The following is a 25,605-nucleotide window of genomic DNA, read 5'->3' on the forward strand; positions in this document are numbered from 1 at the left end:
AAGGAGGAACATGATGAACGTCAATCAACTTCAATCCTTTATGCAGCTTCAATCACTTAAAGCGTTACAATCGGATAATGGGCAAACACAAATGCCGGCTGGCCAAGAATCGAGCGCTCAAGCTTCATTTCAGTCGCTGCTGCAAGATTTTTTAGGCGGATCAGAATTATCACGGCTCCCGCTCTCCATTTCTGCTTTTATGGGAACGGACCCATCAACGACTCTAAACACACAATATGCGCGTACGAATCCTTACCTATCTGCGATCACCGGCAGTGAACAGCTGCCAGCTCAGTCTGTATATGCAGATGACGCTCAATTAAATACAGCGAATGGCATTGGAAACGTCTTAAATAGCAGCTATACGCCGCCGCTTCAAAAGGCTGTCTCAAACGGTTCATCAAAAGAGGTGAATCAAATCGTGTCACAAATGGCTCAAAAGCATGGCGTTCCAGAGAAGCTGATCCACGCTGTCATTAAGCAGGAATCCGGCTATCGAACGAATGCTGTCAGCCATGCAGGTGCGCTTGGACTGATGCAGCTCATGCCGTCTACTGCTAAGTCCCTTGGCGTAAGTAATGCCTTTGATGCAGCCCAAAACATAGAAGGCGGAACGAAGTATTTAAAACAAATGCTTCAAAAATATAACGGAAATGTCTCACTCGCCTTAGCTGCTTATAACGCAGGCTCAGGAAATGTAGATAAATACGGAGGCATTCCCCCATTTAAAGAGACACAAAATTATGTAAAGAAAATCACCGCTCAATATTACGCCTAAACCGAAGAGAATAACCTCTTCGGTTTTTTGTATGTCGCTTTTCACCCTTTTTTGACCGAATGTGTTATGATATGGTCAATTGAACACGGAACCTGTTCTTCTCACTATTCCCAAAGGACCAAAGCGGTTTGTTTGTGGAATTGAGTTGAGGTTGTTAAAATAAGTATACAAGAATTGAAACAATAAAATAGAATAAACGGAACATCACTTTTAAAATAAATGAATCCGCAATAGGGTGAGTCATCCTATTAGCTACGAGTAAAAGGAGTAGTCAACATGGTACAATCGTTTAACGCACCTTACGAAGCGGTTGGAGAGGAACTTCTATCGCAACTTGTTGATACTTTTTATGAAAATGTAAAGTGTCATCCTTTGCTTCATCCTATTTTCCCGGATGACTTAAAAGAAACAGCAAGAAAACAAAAACAGTTTCTCACTCAATATTTAGGCGGCCCTCCGCTTTATACAGAGGAGCATGGCCACCCAATGCTGCGGGCGAGACATCTCCCTTTTCCGATTACTGAGGAGCGGGCTGACGCCTGGCTTGAATGCATGGAGGATGCAATGGACCAAGTAGGACTAATCGGCGATATTCGTGACTTTTTATTTGAGCGGCTTTCTCTGACGGCTCGTCATATGATCAATCAAACACCTGAAAAGGACGGGCGACCTTGAGCTGCAATCAGCACGATCAATATTTCTCACACTGTCACGGACATCCTCAAAAGCCGATTGAAATCTATGTATTCATTGATCCTCTCAGCCCAGACTGCTGGTTATTGGAGCCATCAATTAAAAAATTGAAGATGAAGTACGGCCGTTTCTTCACTTTACGAACGGTCACAAGTTCGAGTATTAACGCATTGAATCGGAAAAGAAAAAAGCATTTACTGACCGAAGCATGGGGTAAATTTGCCACCAAAACTCAGACGAAAAAAGATCAAATGCTGTCTGAACAAATTGTGACATCACCTTACCTCGCCTCGCTCGCACTAAAAGCGGCGGAGCTTCAAGGTAGAAAATGCGGAATGAAATTTTTGCGTCTCATTCAAGAATCCCTTTTTTGCCATCAGCAAGATGTCACAAGTGAACATGTCTTGCTGGAAAATGCAAAAAATGCTGGTCTGGACATCGAAGAATTCCAGCGTGACATTCATTCTAAAAGTGCTGTTAAAGCCCTACAATGTGATATGAAAATTGCAGCTGAAATGGATGTATCTGAGCTTCCTACCTTCGCGTTTTTTAATACGGTAAACGGTGATGAAGGATTAAAGATTTCAGGTGCATACTCTTATGATATATACGAGGAAATTCTCTTTGAAATGATCGGCGAAAAACCAACACCTTCAGTACGGCCACCGATTGAATGGTTTATTGCTTACTTTCAATTTGCCTCTGCAAAAGAAATCGCCGTAGTATATGACCTGACACTTGAAGAAGTTGAACGAGAAATGAAGAAGCTGGCTTTCGCTAAAAAGGTAGAGCGTGTACAAGTACATCAGGAAATGTTTTGGCGCTATAAAGAAGATGAAAACCATTCAGATCTTGATGTCTACCGCTGTGAGAATGAACATGGGTGCTGACCCATGTTTTTTCTTTATCGCCGGAAGGAACATTTGTTCTCTTTTAAATACGAAGAAACCGCGCCGGGATAAGCGCGGTTTCACTATGTCTTAACGACAACAAAGGGGATGGGAGAAATTTTTCACGGTCAAACAAAGGGGTAATGTTTGTATGTGATTAATTTCACATCTGTAGTATATCAAATTTTGTCGACTTATGACAACCGATATGCTATATGTTCATATTTTTGTCACAAAACATAAGAGGGTTGCCACTTTCATATAGTGAAAGTAACGAAAAAATGGGGGGATCTTCATGCGCAGCACAACCATTGGACTTGTTGCCATTGGCTTATGTTTCTTTTTAAATATATTAGGCTTAATGAAAATGCTGCCTCTTTATCTGACGTCGCCGCTCTTATTTGCTTCCATTCTCTTTACGCTCTATCGAATGAATCACCGTAAGACCTTTAAAGGATTTAAAGGATGATCACTTGAAAGGCTTCTCCTCTTTATCAGGAGAGGTCTTTTTGATGACAGAAAAAACTCCTGCCAAAGGATGAGTTCACACTCACACATCTGACAGAAGTCTTCTCGTTACTCACCTGTTTTGGAGATGAGTTCTTCCATTTCTTTGAGTTTTTCTTCGAACAATTGACATGCTGCTTCAATGGGTTCTTTTGACGCCATATCAACACCTGCTTTTTTCAGCACATTGATTGGATAATCGGAGCTTCCTGCTTTAAGGAAGTCTGTATAGCGCTCCACCGCAGGTTGACCTTCTGCTAATATTTGCTTGCTCAATGCCTGCGCCGCACTATAGCCTGTCGCATATTGATACACATAATAGTTGTAATAGAAATGAGGGATTCTCGTCCATTCTAATCCGATTTCCTTATCCACAACCATACCGTCACCAAAATACTTCTTATTCAGGTCGTAATAAAGGTTCGTCATAAACTCTGGCGTTAATGCCTCTCCCTCTTGCGCCTTCACGTGAATAAGATGCTCAAACTCAGCAAACATCGTTTGTCTGAATACTGTTCCTCTAAACCCTTCTAACAGGTGATTTAACACATACAAACGCTGCTTTTTATCCTCTAAATGATTGAGCAAGTATTCACCTAGTAACGCTTCATTTGTTGTGGAAGCTACTTCAGCTACAAAAATACTATAGTTTCCATACGGATAAGGCTGGTGCTTTCTTGTATAGTAGCTATGGACAGAGTGACCAAATTCATGAGCCAGTGTAAATAAATTATCAATATTATTTTGCCAGTTCATTAAGATATATGGGTTTGTGCCATAGCTTCCTGATGAATACGCACCGCTTCGTTTCCCTTTATTCTCATAAACGTCCACCCAGCGATTGTTCAGTCCTTCTTTTAACACGGACACATATTCTTCTCCTAATGGTGCTAACCCTTTCAGCATATACTCCTTTGCTTCATCGTAGGTTAACTTCATGCCAGCGTCTTTTACAAGCGGTGTATACAAGTCATAATTGTGCACTTCATCAAGCTTTAACACCTTTTTACGCAATTCAATATAACGGTGTAATAACGGTAAGTATTGATGAACTGTATCAATTAGATTGTCATACACTTCTTCTGGAATGCTATTTCTTGATAGTGCTGCTTCTCTTGCGGATTTGTAATTTCGTACTTTCGCATAAAAATTATCCTTTTTAATCGAACCGCTCAGTGTAGAAGCAAGTGTATTCTTATACTGATCATATGTTTTATACACCGCTTTAAAGGCATTCTTTCTCACTTCACGATCATCACTATTTAAAAATGTGATGAAATTGCCGTGCGTAATCTTCTTTTCTTCCCCATTCTCATCCTTGACAGAAGGGAACGAAATATCGGCATTGTTAAACATACTAAAAGTAGTGGATGAAGTTGAGAGAGGTTCAGAGGCCTCTGCTAATAAAGCTTCTTGCTCCTCACTTAAAATATGTGGGCGCTCTTTGTTAATTTCTTCGAGAGCGTGAGAATAAAGTTTCAATTCTTCTTTTTCCAGAATAAATTGCTGCAATTTATCTTCTTGAATCGTTAAAATCTCTGGAACAATATAAGCGGATGCACTAGACAGCTGTGTAAATAAATTGGACGCCTTATCATTTAATGCCTGAAAGGATGAGTTTGTTGTATCTTCATCGTATTTCATGTGCGCATATGTATAAAGCTTGCCAAGCTTTTCAGAAAGTTGATCCTGAAATGTTAGGGCTTCATACAAGACATCAGCAGAATGGGCCAGCTTGCCTTTATATTGAGCTAGCTTAGGAATTTCTTTTTTGACAGCTTCGAATTCCTTATTCCATGAATCGACGCTTTCAAAAATATCTTCAAGACGCCATTTGTTTTCTTCTTTTACTTCGCTTCTGTCCGGTAAATGGTTGTTTTTACTTTGTGAAGTCATATGAATCCCCCTTGCGTGAGTTGTGTTGAACCAACCTTTCGGAAAGTGAAAAAAATTGGTGTTGTATTTATCTTCTTTGTTTTGAACTATATTTGTCAAATCATATGCAGAAATAAATACCAAACAGACTAATAAAATGAGAAAAAAGCGTTTCTTTCTATTCAATAGCAGCACCACCTTTTTCTTATGATGATCAAAGTGGGTCTGAAACATGCTAATGAAATAAGAAAGCGTCTCGTTTTAACACTTCATCTATTGTTCGTATAGGCATTTGATTCGACGCTACTACATAATTACCCTCTTTCGTCATGTGTAAAAACCTTTGACGGACAAGTGCCTTTACATATGCGGTGATCACATTTTTGATTTCTTCTATTGAGACGTCTGCGTATCGGAGCTTCACTTCTTTTGCCTTCACACACCGATTGATTTCTTTTATCAGGTGTCGAATGGTCACAGGGTCTCCTTCTCTTTTTCTCATCATCCAATCATACAGACATCCCTGCCACACATAAACAGGACTTGTAAAAATATACGCTTCTGTCAGCGGGATAAATAATTCAGATGGCAAAAACGGAAATGCCGTTTTGTGATGCTCATAAAAAATATGGCTCAAACGCTTACTTTCATTTGATAAAATGCGAGGAGGCTTCTGCCTAAATTGCTGAATACACCTAAGCCACTGCTTATTTAATGGACGCTTGCCCAGGGAGGAAGTTAGAAGTGCTGAAAATGGACGGTATGCTGAAGGCGGCCTGACGGTTATTGTGGCGCATATTTTCGTTGGCTGAAACACAAGGAGGTGATCAAGATGAATGAACATTTGCTGAATCGGACAGTAAAAAATGAGTCTTCTTTTCTTCGTTTGTCTTAAAATTCCCCAATGAATGGCCGAAAGAGAAAAGAGCTGGGTAGATTTTCGTTTCAACCGATTTGCACCTATGATCCATATAGGAAAGAGCCCTGCTGCACGTAGACCTTCTGTTCTTTTCCGCAGCTCTTGCTGCGAAATATTCGCACATTGAAATTCGATCGCATAGCTTGCATCTCCTATAGTGACAGTCACATCAGGACGCTGTTGCACCTTTGAAACATATTTCTCTAGCATCGGTTCATGTCCGAGCCGAGTGAGCCAATTTTTAATGGCTGCCTTCCCCGCGTGATGATAGGCCGTTTCGCCTGAAGCAGCTAACGGACATGCGGTCAGCTGTTTATGTGCAAAATGATAGACACGATGCTCTCCTAACTTTAATTGCACCTCCTGCCTGCATTCAGGACAATAAAATTTACACGTAGCCCTTACATGCTCTAGCCGACTTTTCGTTACATGATGTGTAATACGGATAAGCTTCCCATTTTCCATGATCGCTGCGTTCATTCATTTCGCCCCTTACTCTTTGATGATCATATGATAGCCTGTTCTCATCAAGAGAAGCGAATAGTGAAAATGGACTTTTATCGTTTCAAAACAGGATTTCCCCTAGCTTTTTCTCGTTAAAATGAAAAATCCCCCTTTTCAATAAAGGGGGAAATACAATCTTTATAAAAGTGGTGATAATAATCTTGCGGTAGATTCAAACAGCCTTATCCTCAAAGGTCTCTTTGCAAATTCCTCAAGAACGATTTCATGAGAATGCTCTAAATCACCTAAAAAGTCGTTGACGAGCTTCGCTGTGCTTTTCGTTTTATAGAGGAAGGCATTCACTTCAAAGTTCAAATGAAAGCTTCTCATATCCATGTTGGCTGTCCCAATCGAAGCCAGCTCACTATCTACAATAATAAACTTACTATGCATAAAGCCTTGGTCATATTCATATACCTTCGCCCCTGCCTCAAGAAGCTCCGGGAAGTATGAACGAGACGCATGGAAAACGATGCGTTTATCCGGATTCTTCGGTGCAATAATCCGTACATCCACTCCGCTCAAAGAAGCAATTTTTAAGGCTGACAATATATCATCATCCGGTACAAAATACGGCGAAGCGATCCAAATTGACTTTTTAGCAGAGATGATCATGGAGAAAAAGAGATTTTTAATGACCTCCCACTGTTTATCAGGACCGCCAGCAATCATTTGTACGCCCTCTGTTGTACTCTCAAGATGGCTGAAATCTTTAAAATAGTCCGCACCTGAGCATCTTTCATTGGTCATATAATACCAATCCTGCATAAAAATTTGCTGCAAATCGCGAACGGCCTCACCCTTAATCATTAGGTGCGTATCACGCCAAAATCCATATTGTCTGCTTCTCCCCATATATTCGTCGCCAATGTTAAGACCGCCGACAAATCCTACTTCTCCATCAATCACCACAATTTTTCGGTGATTACGGAAGTTGATTTTATTATTTAACAAAGGGAGTCTTACTGGTAAAAATGGGACGATCTGAACGCCAGCCTTTACTAAGTCAGCAATATATTGCCGAGAGAGCTTTAAGCTGCCTACATCGTCATATAAAAAACGAACAATGACACCATTTTTCGCTTTTTCAATTAAAATGTTCTTTAATTCTTGACCAAGCTCATCGTGGCGGAGAATATAATATTCTAGGTGAATATGATGTGTTGCTTTTTTAATCTCTTCAAAAATATGAGAAAACGTTTCTTCTCCATTGGTTAGGACTTTAGAGGACGTGCGATACGTAATAGGGGTATGTCCAAGTCTATGGGCAAGCTTAAATAAGAGCTGCTGATGGTCACCCATATGCGTCATTTTTTCAATCGCTTCTCTATGAATACGTTCATCTTCCTGGATTAACTGTTCATCTAAGACCGCTTTCTTTTCAAACAGCCGGCGCTTTTTAATATTACGTCCAAAGAAAATATAAAACAAAAATCCGAAAAGCGGGAAGCTGCCAAGCAGAACAAGCCACGTAATCGTTTGAGACGGATTCCTGTTTTCTAAGAAAATGACAAATCCGATGAAGATAATCGATAAAGTGAATAGAACACTGACGGAACTTAGTACACTTACCTTTAGATCACCGGCGAAAATTTGGATAATCAAATAAGCACCTATCGTAATGATAAGAAAAAATAGAACCTTGACTAAATTTCTCATTTCATTTTCTCCTTGACGATCTCTTTGTTTAACGATTCATTCAGATAAAAAAGCCGATTCCTCTATAGAAATCGACTTTTTGTTGTTTACGAGAAGTGCTGTTGAATCGTTTCAAGGGCATTCCCTTTAATAATCAGCTGACCGTATTCTTGCAGTCTGTAGATGCTGACAACTGATTCATGAGCATATTCAAGCAAAATGCTGAGCTTATTCTCCACTTGCTCATCTGATAAATCCTCGTGGAAGTCAACATATAGATAATAACGGTTTTCAAACGAATATAAACTTGTGGTAAAATCCTGCATATTTAATTGAGAAAGTGCAATCAAATCTTCAAAATCATCCATTTTTAACACAAATTGAAGTTGAAGTTTTTTGTCCTTCTCATTATGTTCTTCTTGATCCTGCTCTTCTTTTTGAAAATCATCAAGCAGTGCGTCTAGACTTTCTTCATCTGTATGACCTTTTTTATCTTCTGGAATCGGCAATTCGAGCTTTTGTCCATCTTTAGAAAGTTGGGCTTTTGTCACGACAATTTCAAGACCTTTATCAAGTGCCTGTACTTGAATCCAAAGCGGTCCCTCTACTGCAAACTCTTCTTCTTCGTGCACTTCGTCCATTACTTCCCAGAACAGCTCTTCACTGCGTTCACGATTATACCAAATCTCTTCACGGTCAAAACCGCGATCTTCAATATCACCGTAGGAAATATAAAATTTTACTGTATGTTCATTTATTCTTTCGATTTCCATTTTGCCAACCTTCCCTTCTATATAAGATGTTGAAGGGACATACAAGCTCCCAATTAATAGTACTTTACTACACTTTACCCGTTCCGTCTACATGTTAACCGTTTAAAGAATTGAGGTATTACTTTGTACTGTCTATTTTATGATAAAACATGAATAAAAGAAATAAAAACGCATTTTTTGCAAAGAAAACTTGCAGAAACATATATTTGAATTGTCCTCATATATTGGTTGTACGAGCTCTATTAGTAACGTGAGGTGAAATGGGTGGAAACAGAGTGGATCGTATCCTTACTGATGATTATTGGCATAGACCTGATTTTAGGCGGAGATAATGCGCTCATCATTGCGATGGCCAGCAGAAGCTTATCTAATGATAAACGCAATAAGGCCATATGGATCGGCACACTTTTGGCAGTGCTGATGAGAATTACGATGACAGGTGCAGCAGTTTATTTATTGACCATCCCTTATTTGCAATTTATCGGCGGGCTCTTTCTCCTTTATATAGGATACAATCTGTTAATTGAACAAAAGAAAGAATCCATTCGGATTAAAAGCAGTGGCTCCCTTTGGCGTGCGGTTCAAACCATTGTGATTGCGGATCTCTTTATGTCGCTTGATAATGTGATTGCAGTTGCAGGAGCTGCAAAAGGCAACATGTTGCTCACCGCTTTTGGTTTAATGATTTCAGTGCCTATTATTATTTGGGGAAGTAAGCTTATTCATACAGCCTTAACCAGATTTCCGTTTCTTTTATACGGAGGAAGTGCCCTTTTAGCTTTTACTGGCGGTGAAATGATTGTCCGTGATGTGAAATTGAATGAATTCATGGTGCAGCATGCAGCCCTTGAATTTTTGCTTCCTTTTTTGACAGTCGCAACCGTCATTTTAGCCAGTCTATTTTACGAACAAACGGCTGAAAACAAATAAAAAAAGCTGCCAAATGATCGGCAGCTTTTCGTTTTTCTATTAGTTAGCAAGTCGCTGAGCTTCTCTTAGTTGGAATGTACGAACCGTTCTTGGAAGGAAACGTCTAATTTCATCTTCGTTGTACCCAACTTGTAATCTTTTTTCATCCAAAATAATTGGACGTCTTAGAAGACCAGGATGCTCATTGATCAGTTTATACAATTGTTGAAGCGGCATTGTCTCCACATTCACATTTAACTTTTGGAATACTTTCGAACGTGTTGAGATGATTTCATCTGTACCGTCTTCTGTCATTCGAAGAATTTCTTTGATTTCATCGATTGAAAGAGGCTCAGAAAAAATATTTCTCTCTTGATATGGAATATTGTGCTCTTCTAACCACGCTCTTGCTTTTCTGCATGATGTACAGCTTGGTGATGTGTATAATGTTACCATAAATCTTCACTCCTCAATTTGTAGAATGAATATTGATCTGTATTCTCAAATTAAAATTGTTCTAAATAAGTAATCTTTATAGTGATTATACTATAAAAAAGTAAGTGTGAACAGATTTTCTTGCAATTTTTGTGACAAAAACTAGACAATTTCATTCACTTTGTGGTGATGCTTGATGTCTAAACATTCTCATTTAGTCGAGATGATCGAAAATATTTTTTTGTTTTTTATTTTCAATGACCTTCAATACATCATCAACATCCTCATACGATTCTCCATACCATTCTTCATCTTTATACGTATGGATTCGTTCATAGGTCTTCCTCATGGCTTCCATGATTTCTTCCTCATGATTTGTAAGAGGCGACCAATAAAGAATTTCCATGCGGTTCACTTCATTGGTTGCAAGTGACCTGCGTTTATAACCGATTGATTCGGCATGCTTGAAGTGCTCTCTTTGGTAAAACTTTAGGCGTTTTGCAGTATCTGCATCATCTTCATCTACAGGCTCGACCTCAAGCAAGATCGGTTTCTTTTTATCCTTCAGCTTATGAATGAGCTTTGAGCCGAGGCCTTCACCTCTTGCATCTTTGGAAACAAATAAATAATCAATAAAGATGAAAGAATCAAATTCAGCGTACATCATCACATGATGAGGCCCTTCTTCCTTATGATAAATTTCGCTTCTTTCCTTTAACAAAGCTTCCATATGCTCTTTTGACTTCATTTCTTCTATCGGGAAGTATTCACTGAGCTTTTCATACCAATTCATGGATCCGCTCCTTATGATATAGTGTAGAACCACTTCCTTAGATATTCCCGATTTCCTGCTATTTAAACGCCTGTACTAGTAAGACGCTACAAAGTGTTAAGTGGTTTCACTTTTTTTCAAACAATGCAAAAAAAGTTTTATATCGAACGATTCATCAGCATATGGAAGCACACAAACAGAATGAGTGTCATCGCAATTTGAAACATAATGAAATAAAGATACTTTAAGTGCCGCACTTCATGCTTCTGGCTGTTTGCATGTCGATACAGTATATATTCCACCGAAAACGAAATGATACCAATGAGCACCATAAACGAAAGAAACCATTGTCCTCCATTTGGTTTCTCCAAAAAAGACGTTGAGAAAAGCATGAATACGATCAGAAGATGAAGCAATGAATAGCGAAAAGCCTTCCATTCGGACATCTTATTTCCTCCTAGACTTCTCCCTTTGGGAATGACCATAATTTTTATGAAATATAGAGATCTGTTCAAGTTTATTGTTGCTATTTAAGAAAAACAAAAGCCTTATTTATTTAATTCTTTGGTCAAAATGTTGATGGCTTTCTTAACTTCTTCAACATTTTCTCCATTTAATAAGGTGATTTTTTTCAATTGTCTTCCCCCAAACCAAATAAAAAGAAGCACTAACCTAGCAGTGCTTCTTCTCTATTCTTATCTTATTGTTTAGCCTGGAGCTCTTTGAATTCTTCCTCTGTGCAGCTCACAAAGTGTCCTGGCTTCACTTCACGGAACTCGGTGTTTGTTCCTTTATGAACAGATGGATCATACTTAATTCGTTTGCGGTTACGCTCATAATCAGGATCTGGAAGCGGAATCGCAGATAGTAATGATTTTGTATATGGATGAAGCGGGTTTTCGTATAATTCATTTGCTGGTGCCAGCTCAACCAATTTTCCGAAATACATCACGCCGATACGATCGCTGATGTATTTGACCATGGACAAGTCATGGGCAATGAATAAGTACGTTAAACCTTTTTCCTCTTGAAGATCTTTCAATAAATTGACGACCTGCGCTTGGATCGACACGTCTAGTGCAGAGATTGGCTCATCGGCAATGATGAAATCCGGCTCTACTGCTAATGCACGTGCAATTCCGATACGCTGTCTTTGCCCACCAGAAAATTCGTGCGGGTATCTGTTCGCATGCTCTTTGTTCAAGCCAACCGTTTCAAGTAATTGGTACACACGCTCTTTACGCGCCTGTTTTGTTTTTGCAAGACCATGAATGTCAATGCCCTCTGCGATGATGTCAAGCACCGTCATTCTAGGGTTCAGTGAAGCGTATGGATCTTGGAAGATCATCTGCATTTGACGGTTGAACTCAAGCATTTTTTGTCTTGATTTCTTTCCGTGAACGTTTTCCCCTCTATAAAGAACCTCACCATCTGTCGCATCATAAAGTCTAATGATGGAACGGCCGGTTGTGGACTTACCACATCCTGATTCACCCACAAGTCCAAGTGTTTCACCTTTATAAATATCAAATGAAACACCATCAACTGCTTTCACAGTTCCTCTTGCTGTATGAAAATGCTGCTTCAAATTTTTAATTTCTAACAGTTTTTCTGCCATGCTATTCACCCTCTTTTACTAATACAGGTTTTTCGTAGCTACCTTCTATTTCACGCATTCTCGCCTTAACAGAAGCAGGCGGTTCAACTTTAGGTGCATTCGGATGAAGTAGCCATGATTTCACATAATGCGTATCGGATACTTTGAACATTGGCGGTTCTTGTTCAAAGTCAATTTTCATTGCATAATCACTTCGGAGTGCAAATGCATCTCCTTTCGGCGGGTTTGTCAGATCTGGCGGTGTTCCAGGGATCGCTGTCAACTTCCCTTCATCTCCGCCATCTGTATCCAAACTTGGCATTGATGCTAAAAGTCCCCATGTATACGGATGTTTCGGGTTGTAGAAAATTTCATCGACAGTCCCTGTCTCCACAATCTGTCCTGCATACATGACAGCTACACGATCAGCAACATTGGCTACAACACCTAAATCGTGGGTAATAAAGATAATCGATGTCTCCACCTTTTGCTGAATTTCTTTCATTAATTCTAAAATTTGTGCCTGAATCGTTACATCAAGTGCAGTCGTTGGCTCATCGGCAATCAATAGCTTTGGATCTGCTGCGAGTGCCATCGCGATGACGACCCTTTGTCTCATCCCACCACTAAATTCGTGCGGATATTGCTTGATTCTTTTTTCAGGCATTGGAATCCCAACAAGCTCTAATAGTTCAATGGCTCTTTTTTCAGCCGCTTCTTTTGAAATTTGTTCGTGCTTGAATAGTACTTCTGTAATTTGCTTCCCGACCTTCATGGTTGGGTTCAGAGACGTCATCGGATCCTGGAAGATCATCGAGATGTCTTTTCCGCGAATGTGTTGCATTTGCTTTTCAGTTTTTTTGACAATATCTTGCCCATCAAACAGGATCTGTCCGCGCTTGAAATAACCTGGCGGCATCGGAATTAATCTCATGATGGCCTGTGATGTCACACTTTTACCAGAGCCAGATTCACCTACGATAGCAAGTGTCTCGCCTTTATTTAAGTGGAAGTTCACACCACGAATGGCTTGAACTTCTCCACCATATGTTTTAAATGAGATTGCAAGGTCTTTCACCTCTAGAATACGTTCACGTTCCATCCTAATCACTCCTTATTTACGCAACTTCGGATCTAAAGCGTCTCTTAGTCCGTCTCCAACCACGTTAAAACCAAACATTGTAATACAGATAAATGCGGCTGGGAACCATAATCTCCATGGATAGTATGTCATGGCCGGGATCCCGTCTGACGCCATTGTTCCCCAACTTGCCAAAGGTTGAGGTACACCAAGCCCTAGATAGCTTAAGAATGCCTCTGTGAAAATAGCAGAAGGAATCGTTAATGTCATCGTCACAAGAATTGGTCCCATTGAGTTTGGAATCAAGTGCTTAAATAAAAGTCTAGATGTTTTTGCACCTAATGTTTGTGCTGCAAGAACGTACTCTTGGCTCTTCAATTGTAAAACCTGTCCCCGAACAATACGCGCCATGTTAATCCAGCCTACGACTGTCATAGCAAGGATAATTGTTAATAACCCTTTTGGCAGAACAACCATCATTAAAATAACCATTAATAGTGTTGGAATTGCCCATAATACGTCTGCAATACGCATCATAACTTCATCTGTACGGCCGCCTTTGAACGCAGCAATACTTCCCCAGATAATACCGATAATCACGTCAAGAACAGCTGCTGCAAGACCGATGAAGATCGAAATTCTAGCCCCTACCCATGTACGAACAAACATGTCTCGGCCTAGATCATCTGTGCCAAACCAATGCTCTTTTGACGGCGGCTGATCCGCATTAAGTAAATCAGTGGTCGAGTAATCATACTTAGAAAATATAGGAACAACTATAGCTAGCATGACAATAATCAAAATGATCGTCAATCCAACCATTGCAAGTTTATTAGCACGGAAGCGAAGCATGGCATCCTTCCATAAAGATAGACTCGGTTTAGAAATTTTTTCAGATTCTGCTGCGTCAGCTGTCGCAGGCACAAATAAATCTTTTCTCATCTCTTCCATGTGTTAGACCCCTTTCTTCGCCTTCGTCAGTTTAATTCTAGGATCGATAATACCGTAGAGGACGTCAACGACTAGAATACTGATTAATAGGATAATACTGTAGAAGACTGTGACACCCATGATGACGGTGTAATCACGGTTTGTAATGCTTGTGACAAAGTGAGAGCCTAATCCAGGAATACCAAAAATCTTCTCCACGACAAAACTACCTGTTAACACTGAAGCAGCCATTGGTCCCATGTATGTAATGACGGGTAACAATGCGTTTCGAATCGCGTGTTTGATCGTAACAGCTGTTTTCGTTAATCCTTTCGCTCTAGCCGTTCTAATGTAGTCACTGTTTAGTACTTCAAGCATACTTGACCGCGCAAGTCTAGCGATAAATGCCATTGGCATGAAGGAAAGTGCAATAGAAGGTAGTACGGTGCTGGCCCAAGACTCCCATCCTGCAACTGGGAAAATCGCTATAATGCTTGCCTCAGATGCAAATACATATTGTAGTAGCGCCGCTAAAATGAAACTTGGAACTGAGATTCCAAAGATCGTTAAAATGGCAATCGTATAGTCTTGCCACTTGTTATGATAGAGCGCTGCAAGGACCCCAAACAATACACCAAATGCTAATGCGAGGAGAATTGCCTCAATTCCGAGGGTAAAGGAAACGGGGAATCCAGAACTGATTAAGTCATTTACGGTTTGTCCTTTATATTTAAATGAGGGACCAAAATCTAATTTTGCAACTGAACCTAAGTAGCTTACATATTGAACAAATAAGGGCTTGTCCAACCCGTAGTGCTCGTTTAGGTTTGCTTCAATTTCAGCAGGAAGTTTCTTCTCTCCAGAGAATGGACCACCAGGTGCTGCCTGCATGAGAAAGAAAGTTGCAGTTACAATAACAAACAGTGTGATTAAAATATATATTAATCGCTTACCGATATATTTAAGCAACGGAATTGCACCTCCATGATTTTACAACAATTTCTCTAATCAGCAAGAAAGGTATATGGAGAGACATCCTCCATATACCTTAAGATCCTTGCCATAGATCTCTTACACTATAATCTTACTTTTCGAAATATGCCCATTTGTATTGTGCATCACCAAGTCCAGATACAACTACACCTTTCAGTTTTGGATCTTGTACCCAAGGCTGAGTGTAGAAGTAAATTGGTGCTACAGGCATATCGTTGATGATGATTTCTTCTGCTTTTTTCAGCATTTCTTCACGCTTTGTTTTATCTGTTTCTTTTGCAGAATCATTCAACAATTGTTTGTACTCTTTGCTTTCCCATCCAGTATCGTTGTTTCCACCGTCTTTATCTTTGTAAAGCTCAAGGAAGTTTACTGGATCGTTGAAGTCACCTAACCAGCCCATACGTCCGATTTGGTAGTCTCCGCTGTGGATTTTGTCGATGTATACGTTCCACTCAGAGTTATCAAGTTCAACTTTCACGCCTAAATCTTTTTTCCACATTTCTTGAATTGCTTGTGCAATCTTTTGGTGGCCTTCATCTGTGTTATAAGAAAGTTTCAATGTTGGAAGATCAGAAACAGACTTATAACCTAATTCTTTCACACCTTTTTCAAGAAGTTTTTTAGCAGTGTCTACATCGTGATCTTTGAAGTAGCCAGTTTTGTTATCAGTGAAACCTTCCATTGTTGGTGGAACGATTGCCATAGCTGGAACTTGTTCACCTTGCGTAATTTTGTCAACGATCGCTTGACGGTTGATTGAGTATGCAAGGGCCTTTCGGATGTTTACATTGTTTAAAGGTTTTACTTCTGTGTTGAATTTGTAGTTATAGATACCAGCGATCGTTTGGATTTTCAGACCGCCTTCTTTTTTCAATGTTTTTAAAGACTCAGTTGGAAGGTTTCCAGTTGGCATACCAGCCCAGTCAAGCTCACCTTTTTTGAACATGCTAAGCTCTGTGTTTGTATCTTTGATCATAGACATGTTAATCTTTTTCAGTTTTACAGTATCTTTATCCCAGTATTCATTGTTCTTTTCAAGCGTGATAGAACCGCCGTGCTTCCATTTAGTAAGAGCAAATGGACCGTTAGATACGTAGTTTTCACCAGCATTTGTGTACCAGTTTTTATTTTTTTCAGCCACTTTTTTGTTGATTGGCATATACGTATAGAATGCAGTTAGTTCAGTAAAGAACGGTGTTGGGTTCTCTAGCTCAACTACAAGCGTTTTGTCGTCTTTAGCTTTCACACCAACATCAGAAACTTTCGCTTCTCCTTTGTTCGCTGGTTCAGCACCTTTAATATAGTAAAGCTGGTAAGCATATTGAGATTCATTTTTAGGATCTAATGCCCATTTCCAAGCATATTCGAAATCTTCTGCTTTAACAGGGTCACCATTAGACCATTTGGCATCACGAAGTGTGAATGTATATGTTTTCCCATCAGCACTTGTTTTGATATCAGAAGCCATTGCGTTTTCTGGCTTACCTTCAGCGTTAATTCTTGTTAATCCCTCAAAAGTCTGACGGATAACACTTCCTGAAGTTGAATCATTTGCCAATCCTGGATGTAGAGAAAAAGGCTCAGTGGAGATATTCACATTTAAAGTTGTTTTAGCCTCTCCAGAACTGCTCGTGCTGTCGCCTGATTTGTTTCCGCTGAAACCACAAGCGCTTAATACAAGTGTGAAAATAAGCATTAAAGTAACAACAGACCAACGCTTTTTCAACTGTATTCCCCCTTATAATATGTTTTTAGTTCAAAGGTCTCGATAGAAGATGAGATTCAGATTTAAGAAATAGCGTAAAAAAGTCCCTGAATAGCTTACTTTCTATTTCTTTTGTTTTTTCTGAATTTTCATTATGTAAAGAGCCTAGCACAAACGTGTGAACAAATTCATTATAATGAATAGAATAATTTATTGCAATATCAATTTCACATATTTTCAAAAAACGTAAATGGGGATAAAGAGGGATTTTTATAAACTAAAGTCTCAATCACTTCAACAAATTAAAGCGTAAATTGATTAAAACAATTTAACAAATTAAGCAGGAATAATGTTTTATACATATAATTAATCATCCTTTTTTAAAAAATTCTGACAGATAATTGTTATTTTATCTAAAATTTTAAGTGTCAAACGACATGCTAAGAAGGTCACATAAGGGCATCGTGACTTTTTCATGGTCATCCTTTATAATAGATAGACATACTATTGCGATGAAGAAGAAGAGTACATATATCCACCATTTACAGAGAGTCTGCGGCCGGTGTGAGCAGATAATGGCATGTATGGAATGGGCTTTGGAGCAGCTAACCGAACACTTCTAAAAAAGTGAGTAGGCTTAGACGGAGCAGTCTCCGTTATCAACGTCTTGAGTGATTTCTGTTTGAAATAACAAGGGTGGTACCACGGTTCATTCGTCCCTTTTCTGTTGAAAAGTGATGGGTGGGCCTTTTTATATTGAAGAAAAGAGGTTTTAGTATGACAAAGAAGACAATTTTTTCTGGCATTCAGCCGAGCGGTTCTGTTACATTAGGGAACTATATTGGAGCAATGAAGCAATTTGTCGATTTGCAGCATGACTATCATGGCTATTTTTGTGTGGTGGATCAGCATGCGATTACGGTGAGTCAGGACCGGCTAGCTCTTCGTCAAAATATTAGAAGCTTAGCGGCTCTTTATTTGGCAGTAGGACTTGATCCAGAGAAGGCGACATTGTTTATCCAATCAGAGGTACCTGCCCACGCCCAGGCAGGCTGGATGCTGCAATGTGTTGCTTATATTGGGGAATTAGAAAGAATGACCCAGTTTAAGGACAAATCCGCTGGTAAAGAAGCTGTTGTTTCAGGTCTGTTAACGTATCCGCCGCTCATGGCTGGCGATATCTTATTATACGGTACTGATTTAGTTCCTGTCGGAGAAGATCAAAAGCAGCACCTTGAATTGACTAGAACGCTTGCTGAGCGCTTTAACCGAAAGTATAACGACATCTTCACTGTACCTGAAGTGAAAATTCCAAAAGAAGGCGCTCGGATCATGTCATTAACAGATCCAACGAAAAAGATGAGCAAATCCGATCCGAACCAAAAATCCTTCATTACCTTATTAGACGAACCAAAGCAGCTTGAAAAGAAAATTAAAAGTGCTGTGACTGATTCAGAAGGTATTGTCAAATATGATAAAGAAAACAAACCTGGAATCGCTAACTTACTAACGATTTATTCTGTATTAGGCAACGTATCAATTGCGGAGCTTGAGCAAAAGTACGAAGGCAAAGGCTATGGTGAGTTTAAAGGAGATCTTGCGAATGTTGTCATTGATGCTTTAAAACCAATTCAAGATCGATACTATGAACTCATTGAATCAGACGAGCTTGACCGTATTCTAGACGAAGGTGCTGAAAAAGCAAACCGCGCAGCAAACAAAATGCTGAAAAAAATGGAGAATGCGATGGGTCTAGGCAGAAAACGCAAATAAAAAAGGCTTGCAGCATGTTGTGCTGCAAGCTTTTTCTAATTTACTTTTGATTCGTTTTCCATCTCCCAAAGCTTTTCGAAAAATGGCTGTCCTTTAATCATTTTTTCACAGAAGGCTAAATGATTCTCTGACCACCCGTCAATGGTTTCATTGTAAAGCATGTTCCAAATTTCCTCGAATGACATTCGTTTGATTTGGTTGTACATACGCGGATTCCATTCCGTATACCAATACGCAATTTCCGCCCTGTTTTGAAGTCCTTTTAATTGATCGAGCGCCATAAACATGAGCTGCTTCAGCTGTCTTTCTTTTCTCGTTAATCCGCTGATATGCTGCGGCGGCAATGACAAAATATGATACTCTTTCGTCGACTCAAGGTGATCTGTTGAAAATTCATATTCCTCCGCCTTCACATCTTTCACCATTTCATACACCAATTGCTCCTGCCTTGGGATTAAGCGGCTCTTTCTCACAGGAATGGAATACCCAATCGTATCCACAGCAATGATGCGAATGCCGTCGGTGACCACAAAGCAATACTCTAATTTACGCCGTTCATGATTTTTTCGGATATATGATTTCTCAAAAACAGATTCTAGCAGCGTCTTCGGCAGCTCAGATAGATCATTCTCTATGTAATCAAACAAAGGACTCTGCACCTTAAGTAAAGGTACTTGATCTAACAGCTCAACGCTGTCCTCCTTGCGCCACTCATGAAAATGGCACACATTATAGCCATTCTCTTCCCCTTCAAACCAATTCACCCATACGTCATGAAGAAATAACATAACCAATCCCTCACTTTTTAAAAACTGTTGTCCACAGTATGGGCAAGGGATAGAGAAATTATTCCAACTTTATTAAACTTCAAGCTCGGCAACAGATGGTTTATCTTTATTTTCTTTCGTGACAGTTAATAAAGCATAAAAACCTTTCATCCGCATTGACAATAAACTGATAGCAAGCAACACTACACCGGAGATGGCAGTAATCCATATGACACCAGTGTATTTTGAAAAAATGCCGGCGATGATTAATCCAAGAATGATACCGAAATTAGAGAACATTTGTAAGATGGACATCGCACGTCCTCTATAAGCATTTGGAGTAAGCCCTAGAAATAAACTGCTAATCGGCACATTCAAGAAAGCATTCATTAAGCCGATACCAAAAACCCAAAGGTAGACTGGCGGTAACCCAAACAGTGCTTCCAGAAACTCAACCGGTATGATAACAATCATCCAAACTCCCATAAAGATCGTCGTTGTAATTAAAATATAACCTGGTTTTAATTTACCCAGCAAATAAGGACCTAAAATGGAACCGATGACGGCTCCGATACCCGAAAATGCTTCAATCATCCCAAAATGAAAACCTGATACTCGAAACTCGTGTAGCAAAATAGAGTTGGATGTGGTATTAAAAATACCTGCGATAAACATGACTTGTGTTAATAAAAGGATTAAAAAAGCAAGCGGTGCTGATTGAAATACGACCTTCAATCCTTGCTTGATTGCCGTCCATTGTTTTTCTTTAGAAGTCGAAGGGCTCGATTCCTCATCTTTATTGTTCCTTTTCACAAGTATAGCCGTCAGCAAAATGAAACATGCAGATAGACTATAAGTGAAAATATCGATAATGAGTAGAGCTGTTGGTGAGAAGAAAAGAAGAAGTAGGCCTGCAATTCCAGGACCCGCAATTTGCATAACGGAATAAATACTTTGAGAAACCCCCATCGCTTCTGAAATATTCTTTTCCCCCACGACCACCGGAATATACGAAGAGCGCGCCGGATAAAAAAAAGCACTTCCTATACCAGATAAAAAAACGAGGATAATGACATACACTGGATGGTTTAAACTAAAGATCATTCCTATTAATATGAAAGACCGAAATAAATCGGCTGCAATCATAATATGATGTTTTTTAAATCGGTCTGCCGCAACGCCGCCAATTAAGCCAAAGAAAAACATTGGTGAATATTTACAAAATAACACAAATCCAATTAATAACGGATCATTCGATGTAGTTCCAACCACATAAAGGATGACAATAGTTGTAAGCCCATCCCCAAAACGGGAAATGAGTTGCGCCATACAAAACGTAAGGAATTGCGGCTGCTTCAGGATAGCGATCAATCAAATCAACCTCTCTATCTTCTCTTCTGAACTATTTACGTAAGAAAGTGCGTGTGATAGAACACGCACTTCTCAGAATGAATATAAATGTCATTTATTTTGTGATGATGATGATAACGTTTGTTTTCATATGACTCACCCCCTTTAATGCTTCATTTAGTGCATAAAAGTATCGTGTTGTGAGCTTCTACGTTATATGAATTACCTTCAAAATCTCCATAGATATGTTTGACGATAAAACCAGCATCTTTTAGCATATTTGTGATTTCAGATACACTATATAATCTCATCGTGATGACATGATTGGTTGTTTTGTAATTCATTATTCTTGTCTGATCTATTTTAATAGTGCTGTTTACTATATCTAGCTGTCTTTTTTCTAAAGCATAGCCTGTCTTTTCGTCTCCGAACCAGATAAGTGGATGGAAGTACTTAATGAGGAATTCTCGATTTGCAAGGTGAAGAAGTAATGTTCCACCTTCTTTTAAACATGAATACATAGACCTGAGCATTTTCATGTTTTCATCATCTGACATATAGACAATTGACGTTTCCATATTAAGTACAACATCATACGTTCTAGGGGGCTGAAAGTCTCTTCCATCTGCTAAAAATGTTGTCACTTGGTGATTTGACTCTTCTTCAATATGCGCCAAAAAGTCCTGATTAATATCGAGTCCATCTACTTGAAACCCATCCTGCCATAGTTTAAGCAAGTGTCTTCCATGTCCACAACAAAAATCTAGAATGTGCGGACGATCATAATTTCGAAGAATTTTTCTTTGAATGAAGTCAATTTCCACATCCACATTGCGAGATAAAAGACGTGAGTAAATCTCTTTGTACTGGAAACCAAAAAAGTTTGTACCCTCATCTGAAATTGGTGTTTCCACTCTAGCAGACAATAAGGAGCTCCCCTCTCAATCTCTTATTTACTGTAAATCTATGGTACTATATATTATTTCCTTTTTCAACCTTTTTTAATATAAAAATACATTTTTTGTTACTTAAGTATGATGGATCACTTCAGCTTTTTAGGATCAAGCGCATCTCTCAGCCCGTCTCCTAGGAAATTAAAGCATAGTACGGTGAGCAGGATCAGTAAACCTGGGAAAAGAGGATACCACCATGCTTGCACCATAATCGAGAAATTTTGTGCATCTTGCAGCATGTTGCCCCAGCTTGCTGTTGGTGGCTGAATGCCAAACCCTAGATAGCTAAGCGTTGATTCTGCTAAAATGACGGAGCCTACTTTCAATGTTGCTGATACGATAATAGGACCGATACAGTTCGGTAAAATATGTGAAAAGATAATGACATGGTTTTTCGTTCCAATGGTTCTCGCCGCGAGTACGAATTCTCTTGTTCGAAGAGATAAGAATTCACTGCGGATCAATCTGGCGGTTGTTGTCCAGCCGGTCAATGCAAAGATTAAAATCAATTTATCAATGCCTGGTTTGAAAATCGTCACGAGTGTGATCAATAGAAAAATGTCTGGAATAGACAACACGACATCAACAAACCTCATTAAGATAGAATCAACAAATCCTTTGAAATACCCTGCTACCGCTCCAACGACGGTACCAATGGTGATCGCCCCGACCACTGAGACGAAACCAACTAACAGAGAGACCCTCGCTCCATAAAGCACCCTTGAGAAAATATCCCGGCCAAACTTGTCAGTGCCCATAAAATGCTCTGCACTCGGCGGCTGGAGCCGCTTCAATAAATCTTGCTGCTCTGGTGTATATGGAGCGAGCACTGGAGCGAAAATGGCTGAAAAGATAATCACCAATAAGATCACGGAGCCGGCAACCGCCAATTTATTTTTGAAAAATTTCTCGCAAAATAAACGCAGCATCGTCTCAGGTTTTGGCTGAAGGCCTTCCTTTAATTTGAGATCAACAGGAGGTGTTCCCATATTAGGCTGTGCCAATTGTGCTTCAGCTCCCTTCTAATATTCAATACGCGGATCAACGACCGCATATAAAATATCCGCTATTAAATTTCCAACCACCACAAGCACTGCGGAAATAACGGTCATTGCCATAATGACCGGATAATCTCGCGAAAAGGCAGAATCAATGAACAGCTTTCCAAGACCAGGCCAGGTGAAGATTTGTTCTACCACGACGGCGCCGCCGATAAAGGATGGAATCATCAGTCCGAAAATTGTAATGACAGGCATAAGACCGTTTCTTAAACCATGCTTAAAAATGACTTTGTTTTCTCTAAAGCCTTTCGCTCTTGCGGTGCGAATGTAATCCTGCCTCATGACATCAAGCATACTTGATCTTGTGTACCGGGTGAGCCCAGCCATATCAGCAGTTGCTAAAACAAAGGCTGGTAAAATGATGTGATGAAGCCGGTCAAACACATTGAAATCGGCATTCAAGGTAGAGACTCCGCCAGTCGGGAACCACCCTAGATTCACAGATAACACCATAATGAGGATCAGACCAAACCAAAAGTTTGGAATAGCCAGTCCGATAAAAGATGTAACCGTAATGCCATAGTCAAGCTTTGTATACGGACGTTTTGCTGAAAGAACACCAAATGGGATGGCGATTATCAGGGCAACTAATGTAGAAAAGATCATGAGGATGAGGGTATTTGGCAGCCGGGCAAAAATCAAATCAGCCACGGGCGTTCCCTTTTTGACTATGGATGTGCCAAAGTCACCTTGAAGCATATTGCCAAGCCATTTCATATATTGCACATATTCAGGATCATTCAAGCCGTACTTATCAATAAAGGCTTCCCGGTCTGCCGCACTAATGGTAGGGTCCATCATGAGTGACATCGGATCGCCTGGTGCAGCTTTCATAATGGCAAAGGACAAAATCGTAATCCCAAACAAGATGGGAATGGAAAGCAATGTTCTTCTAATGATATATGTAACCATATGCACAACTCCTTTTCATCGAATTGCCATACTGTGATGAAAAAAGGGGAGAACACTCCCCTTCTTCACTAACAGCCTACTGTTCAAGCCACCATTTTTCGATTTTGTAATACTCATCTTTCGGGTGGTAAGAGTAGCCTTGGAGATTAGATGGCATCGCGCGATGTGAGTTGGCATAATAAAGGAACGTATACGGCTGATCTTCTGCGATCAGTTTATAAATTTTTTCATACGCCTTTGAATATTCTTTTCGATCGCTTAATTTTTTAGCATCAACTAACAGCTTATCGACCTCTTTATTTTTATACCAGATGTTATTTAAGCCTTTTTCTGACTGGCTTGAGTGGAAGATGCTGAATTGATCAGGGAATGTAGCAAGGCTCCAGCCGAGCAGAAGTGCATCATAATCCCATTTAGGTGCTGTCGTCTGCTCAATGAGTGCACTGAATTCCACAATTTGCGGCTTTGCTTCTACACCAATTTCTTTAAGCTGCTGCTGGACAACGACAGCGATATCTTCACGGACTTTGTTTCCTTGGTTCGTCTTCAATACAAAGGAGAACTTTTTGCCGTCCTTATCAAGATAGCCATCTCCATCTGTATCCTCCCAGCCCTCTTCTTTCAGCATCTTTTTCGCTTTTTCTTGGTCAAATTCAAACACTGGGACATTTTCACTCTTTGGATAGTTCCATGACAGCGGGCTTTCCGGGATGTTGGCTACTTTGCCATCTCCATCTAACACTTGATCAACAATTGTTTGACGATCAATGGCATGTGTAAGCGCTTGGCGAACCTTTTTACTTTTAAAAAGATCATTTTTCTGGTTCCAGCCAATGTATGAGTAATTCAGTCCTAGATCAGATTCAATTTTAACGTTGCTGATTTTTTCAGCTGTTTGCAACTCTGATCCCGGTACAGCAAAGAAATCAATATCACCTGCTGATAGCTGGGCGATGGCTGCATTTTGATCAGGAATGGTTTTAATGGTGACCGTATCAAGGTATGGACGGCCATCCCAATAATCATCAAAGGCTTCTAGTTTGACATAGTCTCCTTCTTTCCATTCTGCAAATTTAAATGGACCTGAACCGATTGGTTTTTTTCGGTTAAATTCATTTTCGCCGAGATCCTTTACAGGCACATCACCTAAAATATGCTTAGGCAAAATGCCATAGCTTCCTAGGGTGACATTATAAAAATACGGATCTTTTTTATTGAGCTTGAATTCAATCGAATAATCTCCTGTCTTTTTGACAGAATCTAATACTTCAAAGCCTGATCCACGCTCTCCGTTGTAGTCCTTGTTGATCGGAATGCTGTATGTAAACACAACATCATCAGCAGTCAGCTCTTCACCATCATGGAATTTTACGCCTTTTCTAATGGTCACATCGAACTGCTTGCCGTCATCAGATTCTTTTATATCCTCTGCCAGCGATAGCTGCGGGTTGAGTTTTCCGTCTGTTTGAAGTAAGAAGCTGTAGATTCTTTCCTCAATATCAGAGCTTGCCACATCTGTTGAATAAAGCGAATTAAATAATGTAGGCTCTGCAATTGATCCGATGACAAGGTCTCCGCCTTGTACAGGTTTACCAGTGGACTTCTTTTCACTGTCTCCAGATGTTTTATTTCCACCAGAGCAAGCCGAAAGTATCAGTGTAAAGATCATCAGTAAACTGACCAAAATGGACTTTTTGTTTCTATTTTTCATATACAATTCCCCCTATTTTTTAAGAAATTGACGACAGATGCCGCTTCATCCCCCCTCTCAAAGATGAGATCATACA

24 protein-coding genes and 1 other annotated feature are annotated in these 25,605 nt (G+C 39.7%); of the genes, 6 read left to right on the forward strand and 18 right to left on the reverse strand.

Going from position 1 to position 25,605, the window contains the following annotated elements; genetic code table 11:
* Positions 1–13: 13 nt before the first annotated feature.
* The 4 genes from IEE86_RS08395 to IEE86_RS08410 all read left to right on the forward strand — a co-directional run bounded on the left by IEE86_RS08395 (position 14) and on the right by IEE86_RS08410 (position 2,830).
* Positions 14–778, forward strand: a complete 765-nt coding sequence (locus IEE86_RS08395; protein WP_191096796.1) for a lytic transglycosylase domain-containing protein — start codon at positions 14–16, stop codon at positions 776–778.
* 276 nt (positions 779–1,054) lie between these two features.
* Positions 1,055–1,453, forward strand: a complete 399-nt coding sequence (locus IEE86_RS08400) for a globin domain-containing protein (protein ID WP_191096797.1) — start codon at positions 1,055–1,057, stop codon at positions 1,451–1,453.
* Entirely contained in the window at positions 1,450–2,361 is a 912-nt protein-coding gene (locus IEE86_RS08405) for a ClpXP adapter SpxH family protein (protein ID WP_191096798.1), read from the forward strand. Before IEE86_RS08400 ends, IEE86_RS08405 begins: the two co-directional genes overlap by 4 nt.
* Before the next feature lie 295 nt (positions 2,362–2,656).
* Positions 2,657–2,830: a hypothetical protein gene (locus IEE86_RS08410; RefSeq protein ID WP_187441334.1), complete on the forward strand. Its 174-nt coding sequence runs from the start codon at positions 2,657–2,659 to the stop codon at positions 2,828–2,830.
* A 107-nt stretch (positions 2,831–2,937) separates the two neighbouring features.
* Here IEE86_RS08410 and pepF read toward each other — a convergent pair whose 3' ends face one another.
* The 4 genes from pepF to mecA all read right to left on the reverse strand — a co-directional run bounded on the left by pepF (position 2,938) and on the right by mecA (position 8,577).
* Complete coding sequence (pepF, locus tag IEE86_RS08415) at positions 2,938–4,764, reverse strand: oligoendopeptidase F (RefSeq protein WP_191096799.1); 1,827 nt, start codon at positions 4,762–4,764, stop codon at positions 2,938–2,940.
* Between the two features lie 214 nt (positions 4,765–4,978).
* A complete protein-coding gene (locus tag IEE86_RS08420; protein ID WP_191096800.1) occupies positions 4,979–6,142 on the reverse strand; it encodes a competence protein CoiA in 1,164 nt (387 codons plus the stop codon).
* A 162-nt stretch (positions 6,143–6,304) separates the two neighbouring features.
* Positions 6,305–7,825: a cardiolipin synthase gene (gene cls, locus IEE86_RS08425; protein WP_191096801.1), complete on the reverse strand. Its 1,521-nt coding sequence runs from the start codon at positions 7,823–7,825 to the stop codon at positions 6,305–6,307.
* 86 nt (positions 7,826–7,911) lie between these two features.
* Positions 7,912–8,577: an adaptor protein MecA gene (gene mecA, locus IEE86_RS08430; protein ID WP_191096802.1), complete on the reverse strand. Its 666-nt coding sequence runs from the start codon at positions 8,575–8,577 to the stop codon at positions 7,912–7,914.
* Positions 8,578–8,841: 264 nt separating this feature from the next.
* Between mecA and IEE86_RS08435 the strand changes: the two genes are divergently transcribed.
* On the forward strand, positions 8,842–9,507 hold the full coding sequence (locus tag IEE86_RS08435; protein ID WP_191096803.1) for a TerC family protein: 666 nt from the start codon (positions 8,842–8,844) through the stop codon (positions 9,505–9,507).
* A gap of 39 nt (positions 9,508–9,546) precedes the next feature.
* Here the strand turns inward: IEE86_RS08435 and spxA are convergent, their stop codons facing one another.
* From spxA to IEE86_RS08475, 8 genes are all read right to left on the reverse strand, one after another.
* Positions 9,547–9,942: a transcriptional regulator SpxA gene (spxA, locus tag IEE86_RS08440; protein ID WP_003211421.1), complete on the reverse strand. Its 396-nt coding sequence runs from the start codon at positions 9,940–9,942 to the stop codon at positions 9,547–9,549.
* 193 nt (positions 9,943–10,135) lie between these two features.
* Positions 10,136–10,714 carry a GNAT family N-acetyltransferase gene (locus IEE86_RS08445; RefSeq protein WP_191096804.1) on the reverse strand — a complete coding sequence of 193 codons (579 nt, stop codon included), beginning with the start codon at positions 10,712–10,714 and terminating at the stop codon, positions 10,136–10,138.
* 137 nt (positions 10,715–10,851) lie between these two features.
* On the reverse strand, positions 10,852–11,139 hold the full coding sequence (locus IEE86_RS08450) for a hypothetical protein (RefSeq protein ID WP_191096805.1): 288 nt from the start codon (positions 11,137–11,139) through the stop codon (positions 10,852–10,854).
* Between the two features lie 254 nt (positions 11,140–11,393).
* Positions 11,394–12,311, reverse strand: coding sequence for an ABC transporter ATP-binding protein (locus IEE86_RS08455; protein WP_191096806.1), 918 nt, complete (start codon positions 12,309–12,311; stop codon positions 11,394–11,396).
* A gap of 1 nt (position 12,312) precedes the next feature.
* Positions 12,313–13,392, reverse strand: a complete 1,080-nt coding sequence (locus tag IEE86_RS08460; protein WP_224740873.1) for an ABC transporter ATP-binding protein — start codon at positions 13,390–13,392, stop codon at positions 12,313–12,315.
* A gap of 12 nt (positions 13,393–13,404) precedes the next feature.
* Positions 13,405–14,322: an ABC transporter permease gene (locus IEE86_RS08465; RefSeq protein WP_191096808.1), complete on the reverse strand. Its 918-nt coding sequence runs from the start codon at positions 14,320–14,322 to the stop codon at positions 13,405–13,407.
* A 3-nt stretch (positions 14,323–14,325) separates the two neighbouring features.
* Entirely contained in the window at positions 14,326–15,270 is a 945-nt protein-coding gene (locus tag IEE86_RS08470; RefSeq protein WP_191096809.1) for an ABC transporter permease, read from the reverse strand.
* A 115-nt stretch (positions 15,271–15,385) separates the two neighbouring features.
* Entirely contained in the window at positions 15,386–17,023 is a 1,638-nt protein-coding gene (locus IEE86_RS08475) for a peptide ABC transporter substrate-binding protein (protein ID WP_191096810.1), read from the reverse strand.
* A gap of 482 nt (positions 17,024–17,505) precedes the next feature.
* Positions 17,506–17,726: a binding site (T-box leader), on the forward strand.
* A 53-nt stretch (positions 17,727–17,779) separates the two neighbouring features.
* On the opposite strand from IEE86_RS08475, the gene trpS reads away from it, so the two are divergent.
* Positions 17,780–18,775: a tryptophan--tRNA ligase gene (trpS, locus tag IEE86_RS08480; protein WP_191096811.1), complete on the forward strand. Its 996-nt coding sequence runs from the start codon at positions 17,780–17,782 to the stop codon at positions 18,773–18,775.
* Between the two features lie 35 nt (positions 18,776–18,810).
* On the opposite strand, the gene IEE86_RS08485 is transcribed toward trpS, so the two are convergent.
* From IEE86_RS08485 to IEE86_RS08510, 6 genes are all read right to left on the reverse strand, one after another.
* Positions 18,811–19,563 (reverse strand): YjbA family protein, encoded by a 753-nt coding sequence (locus IEE86_RS08485; RefSeq protein WP_008355296.1) that lies wholly within the window; start codon positions 19,561–19,563, stop codon positions 18,811–18,813.
* A 72-nt stretch (positions 19,564–19,635) separates the two neighbouring features.
* Positions 19,636–20,913 (reverse strand): MFS transporter, encoded by a 1,278-nt coding sequence (locus tag IEE86_RS08490; RefSeq protein WP_191096812.1) that lies wholly within the window; start codon positions 20,911–20,913, stop codon positions 19,636–19,638.
* A gap of 152 nt (positions 20,914–21,065) precedes the next feature.
* Complete coding sequence (locus tag IEE86_RS08495) at positions 21,066–21,818, reverse strand: SAM-dependent methyltransferase (protein ID WP_191096813.1); 753 nt, start codon at positions 21,816–21,818, stop codon at positions 21,066–21,068.
* Positions 21,819–21,934: 116 nt separating this feature from the next.
* Positions 21,935–22,834 carry an oligopeptide ABC transporter permease gene (gene opp4C, locus IEE86_RS08500; protein ID WP_191096925.1) on the reverse strand — a complete coding sequence of 300 codons (900 nt, stop codon included), beginning with the start codon at positions 22,832–22,834 and terminating at the stop codon, positions 21,935–21,937.
* 33 nt (positions 22,835–22,867) lie between these two features.
* The gene (locus tag IEE86_RS08505) at positions 22,868–23,818 is read right to left on the reverse strand and encodes an ABC transporter permease (RefSeq protein WP_191096814.1); all 951 of its coding nucleotides are present in this window, start codon (positions 23,816–23,818) and stop codon (positions 22,868–22,870) included.
* Positions 23,819–23,894: 76 nt separating this feature from the next.
* On the reverse strand, positions 23,895–25,529 hold the full coding sequence (locus IEE86_RS08510; RefSeq protein ID WP_191096815.1) for a peptide-binding protein: 1,635 nt from the start codon (positions 25,527–25,529) through the stop codon (positions 23,895–23,897).
* Positions 25,530–25,605 lie beyond the last annotated feature (76 nt).

The sequence above is a fragment of the Bacillus crepusculi genome, assembly GCF_014764715.1.
Taxonomy (GTDB): domain Bacteria; phylum Bacillota; class Bacilli; order Bacillales; family Bacillaceae; genus Bacillus.